The following is a 14,774-nucleotide window of genomic DNA, read 5'->3' as shown; positions in this document are numbered from 1 at the left end:
CTATTCCGTCGCCCGCCAAAACACGTAGGGACGATCCACAGAAACCCCAGAGGCCAGCACTTCCCGCGTGCCGTCGCCGGTCAAATTGAGGGTAAAGCGCACCTGGCCCCCGGCAAACTCGGCTCGATACATGGCCATTTGCTCAGCGCTGGCGCTGCCCGTGCACCCACTAAACTCTGGGCGCAGCGGAGCCGCAAATACTACCTGGTCGGCCGTGGCCGCCACCGGCTGGGCCAGGGCCGTCGCAACCTGGGGCATGTTCACCACCACAATGTGGTTGGCCCCGCCCTCAAAGCCGTTGCGAAAGGCCCATAGATCTAGCGACTCTGGGCACTGGCCTGAGTCGGTTTGCACGGGCAGCGACAGATTTGGCTCTAGGTCGATGGGGGCGGCGATCGCCAGGTCGTAGTCAGCCCAAAGGCCGCGACGGTTTTGTTGCGCGTCGATCTGGGCCTGCCAGTACGCCTCGGCATTGTCGGCACAGTCAGTGTTAGCCGCTGGATCAACCATTGCAACGCCCTCCTGCACCAGTTGCAGACCCACCGGCTGATTGCCCAGGAAAAGCTCGGCCACCGTTTGCCCGTCGCGATCGGCCACCCGCCGCATCTGCACCGCCTGCCCTGCTGGCAGCAGGCTCGTCAGCCGATCGGTGGCGGCGGATGATTGGGCAGGCACCACAACACAGGCCAGCGTGGTCGGCAGGTCTTGGCCCTGGTCGCGCACCACCAGCGTATGGCCGCCAGTTACGCTGACCACGCTGGGCAGCTGGTTTGGGGCATCCGCTTTGGGGCTCGGCGACGGAGCGCTGCACCCAAAAGCAGCGACTAGAACGAAGGCTGCAGGAGAGAAAAATTTGCGTTGCATAGAAACGGCGTGGAGGCAAAAGACCGCTGCGAGGAGATTGACCGGGAGAAAAAGGATTGGTTAAAACCTGATTCCATGTTGCGCCAGGGCATTTAGGGGCACAGGTTGAAATAGACGCTCGATCAAAGTGGCACTGCCATCGCCAACGGTGCCTGAGGCTGGGTTGATCGTTGCCGACCTTCTTCTAGCTAACCTAGCTAACCCCAAACTCAAGTCACAGCTCTACTGCGCCCAAACTTTTGAGAATGCCAATTTCGCTGGGTGAGAGGCCGGTAATGCCGGTGATATTCATCGCTTCATAAAGGCGATCGGGGCGCAGCACGGCGAGGCATTCCCCAGTTTCCACATTCCACAGGCGAATGGTTTCGTCGAGGCTGCTACTGGCCAAAATGGGGTACTGGCTGCCGAGGGCAGGGGTGGGCAAAAAGATCACGGCGGTAATGATGGAGGTGTGGCCCTCGAGCACCCGCAGGCAATTCCAGGTGGCAACATCCCAGACGCGAATGGTGCGATCGCTGCGACCACTGACCATCAGCGAGCCGTCGGGGCTAAAGGCAAGCCCGCCGTGAATGCCGGTGTGTCCCTCCAGTCTGCCGAGGAATTCTCCGGTTTCGCTATGCCAAAGCTTGATGTCGGCTACGTTACCGATGGTGGCCAGCAGCGGCTCGTGGGGGTGAGTGGCAACCCCCCAGGTGTGGCCCTCCTGGCCACCGCCCACCCGTAGGCACTCTCCCGTTTCCACATCCCACCAGCGCAGGGCACCGTCGTTGCCAGCGGTGACAAAGTAGCGCCCCTGGGGCTCGACGGCCAGGCCCAGCAGGTAGGCACCTGGGTCGAGCACAATGCTGCGCAGGCATTCGCCGCTGTCGCTGTCCCAATAGCGAACGGTGGCATCGGAGCTGGTGGCGCTGAGCAGGTAGCCCTGGGGCGTGTAGCCAAAGGCCTGAATCCAGGAATTGTTCTCGCGGCGCAGGGCGTGACGACAGCGGCCCGTGGTCAGCTCCCAAATGCGCACTTCGCCGCTGAGGCTGGCGCTGGCCAGCAGATCGCCCCGGGGGTGAAAGGCGACTTTCCAAATGCTGCCCTCGTAGTCGGTGAAGGTTTGCACGCATTCACCGGCCTCGTTCCACAGGCGAATGGTGCCGCCCAGGCCGCCGCTGGCGATCAGGTGCCGATGGGGGTGGCAGGCGATGGAGCGCAGACCGGCATTGCCGCCCTGGATGGTTTTGAGGCAGTGGCCGGTGGGGATGGGGGAGTGGGAGGGTGGGAGGGTGGGAGAGTGGGAGGGTGGGGAAGGTGAGGGAGATGAGAAGGGGGAGGGGGTGGGAGGGTAGATGGGTGAGGGAGATAGAGAGGTGGATAGGTGGGTGGCTTGGGTGGCGGGGGCGGGGCGGCTGACGTCCCAGAAGCGGATGGTTTGATCCATAGCGATGCTGACTAGGGCTTGGCCGGGAAGCCACTGGCCATCGGGGGTGTTGCCGTTGATGAAGGCGACGCCCCAAACGCTGTCGGCGTGGCCGGTGAGCACGGTGAGGCACTGGCCAGTGGCGACATCCCACAGGCGGAGGGTGCGATCGCTGCTGGCAGTAGCGACCAGCTGGCCGTCGGGGCTGAAGTGAACGCCGCAGACTTCGGCGGTGTGGCCGCGCAGGGTGTGCAGGCAGGTGCCGGTGGCGATGTGCCAGATTTTGACGGTGTGGTCAAAGCTGGAGGTGGCAAAGCGATCGCCCGCCGGGTGCATGGCCAGCGCCCAGCACATGCCAAGGTGCTCGGTCATGGTGTGCAGGCACTCGCCGCTGTCAACATCCCACACTTTGACCAGGCCATCCTGACCGCAGCTGACCAGGATGCGGCGGGGTGGTTCGCCGGGGGCCAGGGGGATGGGGTGGGGGGCAAAGGCAATGCCGTTGGCGGGGCCGCTGTGACCGGTGAGCGATCGCAGCACCTCCCCCGTGCGCCAGTTCCACAGCAGAATAGAGCGGCTGGTGTCGCCCAAACTGCCCGCCAGCACATTGCCATCGGGGCTAAAGGCCAGCCCCCACGGGTGGTCGTAGTGCCAGGTTTGCAGGCAGTGGCCGGTGGCCATATCCCAAAATTTGACGCCCGTATCCATGCTGCCGCTGACCATCACTTGCCCGTCTGGGCTAAAGGCCAGGGCAAAAATGTAGGTGCTGTGGGCCTGCATGATGAAGACCGGTAGCCCGGTAGAGGCCTGCCAAACCTGCACCATGCCGTCTTCGCCGCCCATGGCAATGAAGTCACCGTTGGCGCTGGCAATTAGCGCATTGGGGTGGGGCACGGGTTCGGCAAAGCGGCAGGCGATTAGGTTGGCATGGGCCAGGTTGACCCGATGCAGGGGTGTCTTTTGCAGGCCGGCCTGACGAATGGTTAGCCGCGAGAAGTCGTAGCCAGTGAGGTCGAGCTTGAGGTACTGCATCAGGTTGAGCAGGTTGCCCACCCCGTAGCTATAGCTCTGGGTAAAGGTCTGCCGCAGCAGGGCCAGCAGCTGCCGCATCTGGCGATCGAGGGCAGCAGTGGAGTTAAAGCGGGCGCAGAGGTTTTGGGCAATGGGCTGCAAAATCAGCCGGGTTTGGCTGTCGCGGATATATTCCTTGGCGGTGGCTTTGACCAGGGCGTAGCGGTCGATCAACAGCCCCTCGGCTGGGGACACCTGGGGCATGGCGATGATCTCGTCGCTGATTTGGTCGATCAGGCGCTCGGTCACATACTCCATCACCACCGGCTGCTGGGTGAAGCGGGCATTCTTTTGCTCGATCAGGCTGCGCCGCGCCAGCGACTCCAGGGTTTCGAGCAGGCGCTGCTTAGGGATAGCGGGCACAATGTCGGTTTGCAAGTCGGCAATCGTCACCCAGTCGCGATCGATCGCCAGCCAGCCCATAATCTGCTGCTCCAGAGGCACGAGGCGCTGGTATTGCTGGTCGAGCAGGCGGCGAATGCCGTTAAAGACAGTGGTTTCTTCCTGCACAAAGGCATCGACATCGCCGCCAAACAGCTCGCGAATGGAGGTGGCGACAATTTTGAGGGCCAGCGGGTTGCCGCTGTAGCTGTCAATTAAGCGGTGGCGACCCTGGGGCGATCGCGACAGCCCAATCGCGTCAAAAATCTGGTCGGTATCCGCCGGGGGCAGGCCGGGCAGAGTCAGCGATCGCACCGGCAGCGTCGCCCCTTCCATATCGGCTAGCACCGAGGGCTTTTCGCGGCTGGTCAACACCACACAGCTCTGGTGGGGCAGCTCACCCACCTGACGCAGCAGCTCGCCGTAGGCTTCGTAGCCCTCGCGGTAGGCCCCGGTCAGCCGCCCCTCCTGCAGCAGGGTTTCGCCATTGTCGAGCACCAGCAGACAGCGCTGCTGCCGCAGGTAGTGCATCAGTCGAGAGAGCAGCGGCGCAACGGCCAGCGTCGACGGGCTTTCCTGCTGACCCGAGAGCACCTGGATGAGATCGCTCAGCAGCAGCTCCAGGGGTGGGGCGTTGCGGAGGGTGCGCCAGATGATGGCGGAGAAGGGTGGGAGGGTAGGAGGGTGGGAAGGTGGATGGGTAGGAGGGTGGGAGAGTAGGAGGGGCAGTGAGGAGGTATCTGACGGCTCACTCATCCACCCATCCACCCATCTACCCTCCCACTCGCCTACCCTCCCACTCCCCCACTCCCCTAACCGCTGGGCCAGCTTCACCGACAGCGCTGTCTTACCGATGCCGCCCATGCCGAGGATGGCGACTAGACGGCAGCGATCGCGCTGAATCCACTGCGCTAGGGTGTCAAGCTCGGTGGCGCGGCCGTAGAAGAGGGAGGCGTCGATGGCTTCGCCCCAGTCGAGGGTGAGGGCGTGGGGTTGGGGAGTGGATGGGTAAGGGGTGGATGGGTAGGGGGTGGATGGGTAGGGGGTTGGGGGTTGGGGTGGCGCTGGGGTTGTGGAGAGGGGGGGCTCGTTGGGGTTGGGGTGTTGGTAGTCGGTGCGCTCTAGGAGCAGGTCAAAGGCGGCGAAGAACTGGTCGAGGGTTTGTTTGTCGACGCCGTGCTGGCCGTCGAGTACGCGGGTGACGGTGCTGAGGGCGAGGCGGGTGCGATCGCTAATTTCTTCAAGGGTGAAGCGATCGCCGTTGTTGAGAGTAGTTTCAAGCTGCCGCCGTGCTGCATCCAGTTTGCGACAGCCCGCTGGCGATAAAACAACTCCCCGTCTGCGACTCTTTTTGGCGGCGGTCATAGATAGTCAGGGTGGGTCAAGGGTGGCGATTGCAAATGAAGCCAGCAGCAAAGCCAAAAGTGATACTCATTTTACGTCAGTTAACTGAGATAAGTTCGAGTTAAGGGCCAGTCTTTTACCACGCGCAAGGCTTAAATACACCGCCCATTGGACATACCCGACTAACTCAAAACCAACACCTAACTAAGAGGTCTAAGTGAGCACCTAACTATCCGTATCTTCTCTGGTGACATCGGGGCGTTCTGAGGATATTGGGGACACGGTTAAACACCAGGTCGGCTGAGTGAAGCAGCGCCAACCAAGACTGGCCGTGTAGGTTGCGTCCCTGCTTCAACGAGCCTCCTGAGACGGAAATGCCCCGACGGGGCTGCCGCCCCCCCCCAATGCTGTAAGGAGAACTCCCATGACAATTGCTCTGCAACGCCAACGCCCCATCTTTCTGGAGTCTGATGAGGGTCGCGCCTACCAGATGCTCACCCACACCCTCACCCGCAAACTGACGTCCGTAGACACCAACGGCTACTACGCCCTAGCGGAACTCGCCGATGTTGCCGGTGCCGGTGCCCCCCTGCACAGCCATCCCTGGGAAGAAACCTTCTACGTCCTCGAAGGGGAGTTCGAAATGCTGATTGGCAACCAGCAGCAGATTTGCCCCGTAGGCAGCACGGCCCACGTGCCCGCCGGTGCGGTACACGGCTTTAAGATTCTCTCTCCGGTGGGTCGCGCCCTAGTCTTGATTGCCCCCGCCTCTGCCGAAGCGTTTTATCTCGAAGTGAGCGATCGCGTCTCAGACCTGGCCACCGATATGGAAACCATGCAAGAAATCTGCGCCAAATACGGCCTGCAACTGCGCTAACTCACCTACTGCCCGGCAGGTGAAGTCTGGTGAGGACGGCCCAAAAGGTCAGAAATTAGGCCCGCCGCGCATTTCTGTCATGTTTCGTTCTTAGATTTTCGTTCTTTTGCTCTATTCACCCAGGAGATTTCCCATGATTCACCATATTTCTGTCAGCGCTAACGACCCGCTCCACGTGGCCACCGTCATGGCCGAAGTTTTTCAGGGCTACGTGATTCCTTTTCCGCCAAACCCCGGCAGCTACATCACCTTAGCGGCGGATGACTTTGGCACCGCGATCGAATTCTATCCAGCCGGATCCGAAATTTTTCCCGATAGCCACGAGGGTCAGGCCGGGTTTCAGCTCAATCCGCAGCCGACCCAGTACTGCGCATTTCACGCCGCTATTTCGGTGCCCATCAGCCTCGAAGAGCTTGAGCGCATCGGCGATCGCGAAGGTTGGCGGGTGTTGTTTGCCAGCCGCGACGGCCTGTTTGACGTCGTCGAATTTTGGGTCGAAAACCAGCTCATGTTCGAGCTGCTCACCCCGGCCATGGCCGCCAAGTACCAAGCCGTTTTTAGCCCCGAACACCTGCCCGCCCTGGTCGAGCAGTTTGCCCTCGCCACAGCCCGATAGGCCAGCGAWWWWGGSAKTNKSRMRRGTWKGSGSGYRGWWGAGYKGNTGRSTKGAKKYKKSKGYYAGAAGCTGACGACTTAGAAAACCAAGCAGCAAATTTCCCCTCCCCCCCGCCCACTCATCCACCCGCCCACCCATCTACCCGCCCACCCATCCACCCGCCCACCCATCCACCCAAAGAAGCCCCCATGCGTCCCTTTCAAACTCTCCTCTACAGCACCAGCGCTGCTTTAGTGCTGCTCTCAGCCACTGGCTACTCTCAGGTGTCAAACCTGGGGTTAGAAAGCACACCCGAGCCGATCGCAAGCATGGCTTCGGTCTCTGAAGACAGCCCCAGCCAACCGTCTGTCATTGAGGGCACACCTCAATCCCTGGGCAATGGCACCATTCGCACCTACGTCGCCCTCGATGGCCACAACTATCCCCAAGAGGTGGGCGTCATCATTACCGAAGAGGCGCTGACTGAGCTGCCCCAGGAGGGCACCGAACTCCTCTTGCCGCTGCCCTTTCAGGCTGAATCTACTGCGATCGATCACATAGCCCTCGACTGGCGACCCCACGGGCACCCGCCAGAGCCCATCTACGGCGACGCCCACTTCGACATTCACGCTTACACCATTACCCCCGCCGAGCGCGAGGCCATTACCGCCCAGGGGGCCGACCTTGAGAAAACCTACAAAACTCCGGCCCCTGAGTACATTCCAGCGGGCTACGTCCTGGCTCCCGACAGTGCCGAGCCCCGCATGGGTGCCCACTGGGTTGCCCCCACGGCGGCAGAGTTTCAGGGCCACCCCCACGGCTTTGAGCACACCCTGATCTACGGCTTTTATAACGGCGCGATCGCCTTCATAGAGCCCATGGTTTCGCTAGATTTTCTAGCCAGTCAGCAGGACTTTGAAGGGGCCTTTGCCCTACCCCAGAGCTACGCCCGGCGCGGATTGTATCCCACCCGCTACCGGGTCGCCTACAGCGAGGCCACCCAGGAGTACGTTGTCGCGCTAACGAACTTCTCTGAGCCCTAGGGCGTGTCATCAGTTCTGGCCAAAATTCTTAGGACATATCAGCGGCTAATTGATGACCGCCCCTGGGGATTTATAGCCTTAGCTCAACCTGTCTATACACCCCATTTTTCTAGTTTGTCTGGAAACCCGAAGTGGCCGGGTGTAGCTAATCGAGCTGTGTAACACCCAATACATTTCACGCGTTCCATAAGGAGACTCACCCATGACCCAAGCCATCGACAAGCCTGCTCAACCCACCGCCGCAGACCTATCGAGAGCAGGAATGACCTATTGGCCCGTAAAAACCCGCGAGCTGCACAGCCACCACTTCGACTCCACCATCTGGAATAACTTTGAGTTTCGCCCCGACGACATTGTCATTGCCACCTACGGCAAATCGGGCACTACCTGGATGCAGCAAATTGTTGCTCAGCTCATCTTCAACGGCCAGGATGGCTTGAATGTGGGCGACATGTCACCCTGGATGGATCTGCGGGTGCCCCCCGCCCCCGTGAAGCTGGCCGCCGTAGAGGCCCAAACCCACCGCCGCTTTCTCAAGACCCATTTGCCGGTGGATGCCCTAGTCTTTTCGCCCCAGGCAAAGTACATCTACATTGGCCGCGACGGGCGCGACGTGCTGTGGAGCCTCTACAACCACCACGCCAACGCCAATGCCATGTTCTACGACCTGCTCAATAACACTCCCGGATTGGTGGGGCCACCCCTTGCGCCACCGTCTAGCTCCGTGCGCGAGTATTTTCTCGACTGGCTCGAAAACGACGGCTACCCCTTCTGGTCGCTGTGGGACAACATGCGCTCCTGGTGGGAGGTGCGCCACCTGCCCAACGTGCTGATGGTGCACTACGCCCAGCTCAAGCAAGACCTGCCAGGGCAAATGCGCCGCATCGCGGCATTTCTCGAAACCCCCGTCGATGAGTCGCGGTGGGAGGCGATCGTAGAGCACTGCACCTTCGACTATATGAAGCGCAATGCTGAGCAGGTCGCTCCTCTGGGCGGCATGATCTTTGAGGGCGGTGCCCAGGTCTTTATCAACAAGGGCACCAATGGCCGCTGGCGCGACACCCTTACCGACGCCGACATTCGCTGGTACGAAGCTGTAGCCCAGGCCCAACTGGGTGAAGAATGCGCCTACTGGCTCGCCAACGGTGACACCTGAGCTTTACTTTGTCACCAGCATGTCGCGCAGGGGTTTGGTCATCCAGTTTATGCCCACCCGTACCTGGTGCGAGAAGGTGGGCATGCGGTAGAGGTAGGCCAGGCGGCGAGCCACGTAGGCCAGCTCGCCGTCGAGCTGAATGCCCAACCCCGTTAGAGTGGCGCGGCTAGTGCCCAGGGTCAGCATTTCACCCAGGTGGCGGTAGCGGAAGGGCAGCTGGGGGCGATCGCTCAAACTGGCCCAGATATTCCACCCGACAAAGTCGGCCTGCTGGAGCGCCACCTGGGCCGTGGTGGGCACCTGCTGGCCCTCGGCATCGCGGCAGTCGGCGGCATCACCCAGGGCATAGACACCGGGGCGATCGACCGATTCCAGGGTGGGTTGTACGACAATCTGCTGGCGATCGTTGTGCTTGAGGGGCAAATTGGCCATTACCTCGTTGACGCGGGTGCCCACGGTCCACAGCACCAGATCGACGGGCAAAATATCGGTTTGCTCCCGAAAGGTGAGGCTAATGGTGTCGGCGGTGATGTTGTCGACGGCGGTTTCGAGATCGATCCATACGCCCAGGTCCGAGAGCACCTTTTGGGCCACCTCGCGGTTGTACTCGGGCGAGGTGCGTAAAATCATGTCGGTGCGCTCGACCAGGCGTACCCGGCCCCGATCGCCCAAATGTTCGGCTACTTTGCAGGCCAGCTCGACGCCGCTGTAGCCACCGCCCACCACCGCCACGCGAATTTTTTCGGCGTCGGAAGCCGTCAGCAGGCGCAGTCGGTCTTTGAGCTGGTAGGCGTCTTGCAGGGTGCGAAAGGCCAGGGCATGCTCGTCTACACCGGGGGCCATATCCATCGGCGTGGTGCCGCCCAGGGCCAGCACGAGGCGATCGTAGGTGATCGTCATGTCGTCGCTGAGGCTGACCCGCCGCTGATCGAGGTCGATAGCGGCGACCTCAGCCTGGCGAAACTGCACGGCGGTACCGGCCAGCAGCTCGACGTAGGGAGGGGCGACCTCCCAGGCCTGCAGCTCGTCGGTGACTAGCTCGTAGAGCAGCGGCAGGAAAAGGAAGCGATCGTTGCAGTCAACCAGCGTGATGGTGGGTGGGGTGCCTTCCCACGGCAGCTGGCTCAGGCGCAGGGCGGTGTAGAGGCCGCCAAAGCCACCGCCAAGAATACAAATTTGCTGGGGAGCGTCTGCCATGTCAAAAAGCCGTGATACCTCTTCTACCTTCTAACCCAAAATGGAAAGAGTCATCCTGCTTTTCGGAGATTTCTTTTGGCTACAGCGTCAGACTTAGAGATGCGATCGCCCCGTCGAGAGGCGCTGGCCGGAGCGCGAGACATCATTCCTCTGGTGGTTGGGGCCATCCCCTTCGGCATTATTTTTGGCACCCTGGCCCAGGGTAGCGGTCTGTCCTTCGGGGCAACCCTGGGCATGTCGGCCTTTGTCTTTGCTGGGTCATCGCAGTTTATTGCCCTGGGGCTATTGGCGGCAGGCAGCACCCTGCCCCTGATTGTGCTGACCACGGTGGTCGTCAACCTGCGCCACATGCTCTACGCCGCCAGCCTGCTGCCCTACGTACAGGAGGCTTCCCAGCGATGGAAAGCAGTGATCGGCTTTTTATTGACCGATGAAACCTTTGTCGTGACTATTCGCCGCTACATGCAGCCCGACCCCAGCCCCCACAAGCACTGGTACTACCTGGGCGCAGCGGTCACCATGTACGGCAACTGGATTTTGTGCACCTGGCTGGGGCTGACGGTGGGCCAGCTGATCCCCAACGCGGCAGCCTGGGGGCTAGATTTTGCTATGGTGGCCACGTTCATCGGCATGATCATGCCCTACGCCACGACCCGGCCCATGGTGGGGGCGATCGCCGTCGCCGGGCTTGTAGCGGTACTGGCCAACGGCTTGCCCCATAAATTAGGGCTGATGGTAGCGGCGATCGCCGGGGTCGCCGCCGGGTTCTGGCTCGAAACCCAGCTCATTCCCAGATCCAAGCCTAGAGAATAATGTCTGCCTAATTCAAAGTTCAAAATTCGAAATTCAAAACTTGCTATGACTGACTGGCTTCTGGTCGCCGCTATGGCCCTGGTGACGTTTTCAATCCGCTACGTGCTGCTGGCCTTCAGCGGTCGCATTCGGCTATCGCCGACCCTAGTGCGGGCCTTGGGTTACGTGCCCCCGGTGGTGCTGACCGCAATCGTGGTGCCTGCGGTGGTCTTGCCCGCTGGCGATCTCTGGCTGGGGTGGCAAAATGCGCGGCTGGTGGGGGCGATCGCCAGCATGGTTCTGGCCCTATGGCGCAAAAACCTGCTGCTGACTATCGCGGGCGGCATGGCCGTGTTTTGGGGCTGGCAGTGGCTGATGGCGTGGCTGGTAGCACAGCCTTTCCTGGGATGAGGGGCTGGCAATGGCGATCGCAGTAGCGAGAGGCAGTTTGGAGCAGACCAGGGCGATCGCCCCTCAAAAGGGCGCAATTACAGGTAAAAATTAGTCTTTTTATAGACGACAACCCACATATCTGCCAGTTAGAGTAAATGCCACAATGCAAAACTGTGGAGAAACTAGCATGTCACTGAAGTTTCAAGTTCCTACACTGGGCGACGAGCAATCGGCGCAAGAGCTCAAGAAACTCATTCTTACCTCTGAACCTGATGCCAACGTTGACATTAATCCTCAGGCAAAAACCGTGACCATCGATTCTGAAGCCTCAGAAGAAACTTTTAAGCAGCTAATTATCGCCGCTGGCCACAATATAGCCTCCGCCTAAAAACTGTGCCGCCTGCCTCACCGAAGTCTAGGGGCATATCATCAATTAGCGAGAATTCTAAATTTCATAGCCATCGCCAGAACAGTTGGGACACAATTTGTCCCTCCAAGGCGATGGCTACACGCCGTGGTGATTTCCCAAATGTTGCCACCGGGGGAGGCCGGTATCCTAAGTGCGATGCCATTGCTAGAACCATTGCTAGGACATTGGCAGACTGCTAAGACTGAACTACCTCTTCGACCACCAAGTCGCTCACCGATAGATTATTCAACGGAATAACTTTTGCGGAAGGACAGAGATCCGCCAGCTCGCACCGACTGCAGTGGGGGTTGCGGGCGTTGCACACGGCCCGTCCGTGGTACACCAGCCGAATAGACCAATTTTCCCAGTCGGGCTGGGGCAGCAGCTTCATCAGGTCACGCTCGATTTTGACTGGGTCGGCGTACTTGGTCAGCCCTAGCAAGTTGGTAATGCGCTTGACATGGGTATCTACCGTAACGCCACCATTAATGCCAAAGCCGTGGGCCAGCACCACATTGGCGGTTTTGCGCGCCACGCCGGGCAGCGTAACCAGGTCATCCATGCGGGGGGGCACTTCGCCGTCGAAATCCGCAATGATTTTTTGGCAGGCGGCGCGAATGTTCTTGGCTTTGTTGCGGTAGAACCCGGTAGATTTGACCAGGCGCTCCAGGTCATCTAGGTCGGCCTCAGCGAAGGCGTAGACATCAGGGTAGGCGGCAAATAGGGCTGGCGTAACCAGGTTTACGCGCTCGTCGGTGCACTGGGCCGCCAGCATGGTGGCGATCATCAGCTGCAGAGGGTTCTCAAAGTCGAGAGAGCAGGGGGCTTCGGGGTAGAGCCGCTTGAGGCGAATCAAAATCTCAAGCGCCCGCTGCTTTTTAGAGGCTCGCCGCTGGTTGGGCATGGAGTGGCTAAGTGGTTAAGAAAATTTGAAAAACTGGTGAAATAAATGAATTAGCGTACCCTGAGCGGAGTCGAAGGGGAGCGGAGTCGAAGGGTACGCCTGGGTCAAACAACTAACGCAGGTTTTGAAAGAATTCCAGCTGGGTGGTGTCGCGCACGATCAGAAATACTCCGAGACCCAGCAGCAGCACCAGCCCAGTCTGCATCACGTTTTCCTGAATGCGATCGGGCAGGGGCTTGCCGCCGCGCAGGGCTTCAATCAGCAAAAAGGCCAGCTGACCACCATCTAGCGCCGGCAGGGGCAGAATGTTGATGATCGCCAGGTTGATGCTAATGATGGCGGTGAAGGGAAACAGCATAGCAGCGCTGTTCTTGGCCAGCTTGGCTCCCTGCTCGACAATTTGGACCGGGCCAGCTACCTGACCCGACATTTCGCCAAAGTTGGTTACCAGCTGAACAAAGCCGCGCACGGTGCGTACCAGGGTGTCCTGAAACTGCTGAGCGGCCAGAGTAAACACCTCAATGGGGTTTTTGGGGCGGCGGTAGCCAAAATCGCCGTTGGGCTGTAACTGCACACCAATGACCGCCGAACCATCGCCACCGATTTCGGGCGTAACCGATAGGTCTAGCTCGCGATCGCCCCGCTGCACTGTAAGCTCCACGGGCCGATTGGCGCTTTCTTTAATGAGCTGAATGAAGGCGGGAATGCTCTCTTCGCCTACACCCAAAGGTTCGCCGTTGGCCGCCACTAGAATATCACCCGAGCGAATGCCCGCCTGACCCGCCGGAGAGCTTTCGGAGATGACCTGGGGCACCAAAATGCCGGGCTGGGGGTTAAAGGTTTCAGGAACGCCCACGGCGGTGAACTGAGTCACAAACACCAGGTAGGCAAATATCAGGTTGGCGATGACTCCAGCGCTGATCACGATCGCGCGATCGAGAATAGGGCGGTTCTTGAGCAGGTTGGGGTCGTTAGTGGGAATATCGCTCTCGGGGTCGTCGTCGGGAAAGCCCACAAATCCGCCTAGCGGAATAGCCCGTAGGGAGTACTCGGTCTCCGCTCCCTGGTACTTCCAAAGAATAGGGCCAAAGCCAATGGCAAAGCGGTTGACGTGAATGCCTTGTAGCCGAGCGGCTGTGAAGTGTCCGGCTTCGTGGACGGCTACCAGTAGGGCAATGACCGCGATCGCAGCTAAAACCGACATAGACAAACCCGATAGGTTAAGAACAATTTACTCATTCTAGCGTTGCTTCTCGCCCTCCACGGGGGGGTATCCTCACCGTCGCCCTATTCTCAGCCCTTTGGCTAGCCGTTAAGCTGCACACCACTCGACACGAACCGCGCCGTCCACATGCCCAAATCGGGGTCGGGCAGCGCCGCCCGCAGCCGGGTAGCCAGAGATTCTGCCTCCGCTTCCGATTCGGCCAGGGTAAAGACGGAGGGACCGGATCCCGACATTAGCGTGCCCAGCCCGCCCAGGCTGGCCATGGTCTCCTTGAGTGCGGCGGTTTTGGAGTGGGCAGGCAGCACGATTTTCTCAAAGTCGTTGCAGAGGTGCTGGCTCAGGGCCTGGGCATTGCGCTGGGCCACCGCCCGCACCATCTCGCCCGATCGCACCTGCGACTGCCGCTGCTGCCAGCTCTGGGTATCGGTTAAGTAGGTGTCGCCGTACTCGGCCCGGTAGGTCTTGTAGGCCCAGGGGGTGGAGACAAACTCGGACGCGTACTTGGCCAGCACCAGGTGCAGATTGTCGATGCCAGGTAAGGCGTCGAGCTGCTCACCCCGGCCGGTGGCGATCGCAGTGCCCCCCGACACGCAAAAGGGAATGTCTGACCCCAGCTCGGCCCCCAGATCTTGCAGCTCGCTTTGGGTCAGGCCCAAATTCCACAGCAGGTCTAGCCCCACCAGCACGGCGGCGGCATTGGATGAACCCCCAGCCAGCCCCGCCCCCACCGGAATTTGCTTTTCAATGGTGATTTCGACGCCGCCCAGCTTGGCCATTACCCCAGGGCAGCGATCGCTCACCAGCGCCGCCGCTTTGTAGGCCAGGTTGGTTTCATCGGCGGGCACTAAGGGATGGTCGCAGCGCACGCGGATCTCATCGACGCCAATGCTGCGCACGGTAATGCGATCGTACAGACTGACGCTCTGCATCACCATAATCAGCTCGTGGAAGCCGTCGGGGCGACTGCCCACAATTTCGAGGTAAAGGTTAATTTTGGCCGCAGCCAGCAGAGAGTAGAGACGCATCGAGCGATCCTTCGTGAATGGTGTGAGTACCCGTAGGGCAGGCGTCTCGCCTGCTTGGTTCCCGTGGTTCCACAGTCGTAGCGATTATCTTGA

Annotated in this window: 13 protein-coding genes; 7 read left to right on the top strand and 6 right to left on the bottom strand. The window is 60.3% G+C overall.

The window, feature by feature from the left end:
• Window positions 1–864 carry a thermonuclease family protein gene (locus tag IQ265_RS26745; RefSeq protein WP_194059375.1) on the bottom strand — a complete coding sequence of 288 codons (864 nt, stop codon included), beginning with the start codon at window positions 862–864 and terminating at the stop codon, window positions 1–3.
• Between the two features lie 214 nt (window positions 865–1,078).
• Window positions 1,079–5,086, bottom strand: a complete 4,008-nt coding sequence (locus IQ265_RS26740; protein ID WP_194059373.1) for a WD40 repeat domain-containing protein — start codon at window positions 5,084–5,086, stop codon at window positions 1,079–1,081.
• 403 nt (window positions 5,087–5,489) lie between these two features.
• Here IQ265_RS26740 and IQ265_RS26735 point away from each other — a divergent pair, with 403 nt between their 5' ends.
• The 4 genes from IQ265_RS26735 to IQ265_RS26720 all read left to right on the top strand — a co-directional run bounded on the left by IQ265_RS26735 (window position 5,490) and on the right by IQ265_RS26720 (window position 8,736).
• Window positions 5,490–5,942, top strand: coding sequence for a cupin domain-containing protein (locus IQ265_RS26735; protein ID WP_194059371.1), 453 nt, complete (start codon window positions 5,490–5,492; stop codon window positions 5,940–5,942).
• Window positions 5,943–6,075: 133 nt separating this feature from the next.
• Window positions 6,076–6,558: a hypothetical protein gene (locus tag IQ265_RS26730; protein WP_194059369.1), complete on the top strand. Its 483-nt coding sequence runs from the start codon at window positions 6,076–6,078 to the stop codon at window positions 6,556–6,558.
• 188 nt (window positions 6,559–6,746) lie between these two features.
• The gene (locus IQ265_RS26725) at window positions 6,747–7,580 is read left to right on the top strand and encodes a DUF5602 domain-containing protein (protein WP_194059367.1); all 834 of its coding nucleotides are present in this window, start codon (window positions 6,747–6,749) and stop codon (window positions 7,578–7,580) included.
• Between the two features lie 262 nt (window positions 7,581–7,842).
• Window positions 7,843–8,736 carry a sulfotransferase domain-containing protein gene (locus tag IQ265_RS26720; RefSeq protein WP_278002874.1) on the top strand — a complete coding sequence of 298 codons (894 nt, stop codon included), beginning with the start codon at window positions 7,843–7,845 and terminating at the stop codon, window positions 8,734–8,736.
• Window positions 8,737–8,739: 3 nt separating this feature from the next.
• Here IQ265_RS26720 and IQ265_RS26715 read toward each other — a convergent pair whose 3' ends face one another.
• The gene (locus tag IQ265_RS26715; RefSeq protein WP_194059363.1) at window positions 8,740–9,933 is read right to left on the bottom strand and encodes an NAD(P)/FAD-dependent oxidoreductase; all 1,194 of its coding nucleotides are present in this window, start codon (window positions 9,931–9,933) and stop codon (window positions 8,740–8,742) included.
• Window positions 9,934–10,032: 99 nt separating this feature from the next.
• On the opposite strand from IQ265_RS26715, the gene IQ265_RS26710 reads away from it, so the two are divergent.
• From IQ265_RS26710 to IQ265_RS26700, 3 genes are all read left to right on the top strand, one after another.
• Window positions 10,033–10,746 carry an AzlC family ABC transporter permease gene (locus IQ265_RS26710; RefSeq protein WP_194059417.1) on the top strand — a complete coding sequence of 238 codons (714 nt, stop codon included), beginning with the start codon at window positions 10,033–10,035 and terminating at the stop codon, window positions 10,744–10,746.
• A 45-nt stretch (window positions 10,747–10,791) separates the two neighbouring features.
• Window positions 10,792–11,136, top strand: a complete 345-nt coding sequence (locus IQ265_RS26705; protein WP_194059361.1) for an AzlD domain-containing protein — start codon at window positions 10,792–10,794, stop codon at window positions 11,134–11,136.
• Window positions 11,137–11,305: 169 nt separating this feature from the next.
• The gene (locus tag IQ265_RS26700) at window positions 11,306–11,506 is read left to right on the top strand and encodes a heavy metal transport/detoxification protein (protein ID WP_194059359.1); all 201 of its coding nucleotides are present in this window, start codon (window positions 11,306–11,308) and stop codon (window positions 11,504–11,506) included.
• A 217-nt stretch (window positions 11,507–11,723) separates the two neighbouring features.
• Here IQ265_RS26700 and nth read toward each other — a convergent pair whose 3' ends face one another.
• The 3 genes from nth to ispE all read right to left on the bottom strand — a co-directional run bounded on the left by nth (window position 11,724) and on the right by ispE (window position 14,681).
• Window positions 11,724–12,431 carry an endonuclease III gene (nth, locus tag IQ265_RS26695; RefSeq protein ID WP_194059357.1) on the bottom strand — a complete coding sequence of 236 codons (708 nt, stop codon included), beginning with the start codon at window positions 12,429–12,431 and terminating at the stop codon, window positions 11,724–11,726.
• A gap of 112 nt (window positions 12,432–12,543) precedes the next feature.
• Window positions 12,544–13,635: an RIP metalloprotease RseP gene (gene rseP, locus IQ265_RS26690; protein WP_194059354.1), complete on the bottom strand. Its 1,092-nt coding sequence runs from the start codon at window positions 13,633–13,635 to the stop codon at window positions 12,544–12,546.
• Window positions 13,636–13,736: 101 nt separating this feature from the next.
• The gene (ispE, locus tag IQ265_RS26685; RefSeq protein WP_194059352.1) at window positions 13,737–14,681 is read right to left on the bottom strand and encodes a 4-(cytidine 5'-diphospho)-2-C-methyl-D-erythritol kinase; all 945 of its coding nucleotides are present in this window, start codon (window positions 14,679–14,681) and stop codon (window positions 13,737–13,739) included.
• Window positions 14,682–14,774: the final 93 nt, after the last annotated feature.

Origin of the sequence: Nodosilinea sp. LEGE 06152, assembly GCF_015207525.1 — a bacterium.
Lineage (GTDB): Bacteria > Cyanobacteriota > Cyanobacteriia > Phormidesmidales > Phormidesmidaceae > Nodosilinea.
The sequence above is the reverse complement of the archived record's forward strand: the minus strand, read 5'-3'. Positions and strand labels throughout refer to the sequence as shown.

Excerpts from the sequence above, each read along its gene's own strand:
- IQ265_RS26745 (WP_194059375.1), bottom strand. The coding sequence starts at position 864 with ATGCAACGCAAATTTTTCTCTCCTGCAGCCTTCGTTCTAGTCGCTGCT.
- IQ265_RS26740 (WP_194059373.1), bottom strand. The coding sequence starts at position 5,086 with ATGACCGCCGCCAAAAAGAGTCGCAGACGGGGAGTTGTTTTATCGCCA.
- IQ265_RS26735 (WP_194059371.1), top strand. The coding sequence starts at position 5,490 with ATGACAATTGCTCTGCAACGCCAACGCCCCATCTTTCTGGAGTCTGAT.
- IQ265_RS26730 (WP_194059369.1), top strand. The coding sequence starts at position 6,076 with ATGATTCACCATATTTCTGTCAGCGCTAACGACCCGCTCCACGTGGCC.
- IQ265_RS26725 (WP_194059367.1), top strand. The coding sequence starts at position 6,747 with ATGCGTCCCTTTCAAACTCTCCTCTACAGCACCAGCGCTGCTTTAGTG.
- IQ265_RS26720 (WP_278002874.1), top strand. The coding sequence starts at position 7,843 with ATGACCTATTGGCCCGTAAAAACCCGCGAGCTGCACAGCCACCACTTC.
- IQ265_RS26715 (WP_194059363.1), bottom strand. The coding sequence starts at position 9,933 with ATGGCAGACGCTCCCCAGCAAATTTGTATTCTTGGCGGTGGCTTTGGC.
- IQ265_RS26710 (WP_194059417.1), top strand. The coding sequence starts at position 10,033 with ATGCGATCGCCCCGTCGAGAGGCGCTGGCCGGAGCGCGAGACATCATT.
- IQ265_RS26705 (WP_194059361.1), top strand. The coding sequence starts at position 10,792 with ATGACTGACTGGCTTCTGGTCGCCGCTATGGCCCTGGTGACGTTTTCA.
- IQ265_RS26700 (WP_194059359.1), top strand. The coding sequence starts at position 11,306 with ATGTCACTGAAGTTTCAAGTTCCTACACTGGGCGACGAGCAATCGGCG.
- nth (WP_194059357.1), bottom strand. The coding sequence starts at position 12,431 with ATGCCCAACCAGCGGCGAGCCTCTAAAAAGCAGCGGGCGCTTGAGATT.
- rseP (WP_194059354.1), bottom strand. The coding sequence starts at position 13,635 with ATGTCGGTTTTAGCTGCGATCGCGGTCATTGCCCTACTGGTAGCCGTC.
- ispE (WP_194059352.1), bottom strand. The coding sequence starts at position 14,681 with ATGCGTCTCTACTCTCTGCTGGCTGCGGCCAAAATTAACCTTTACCTC.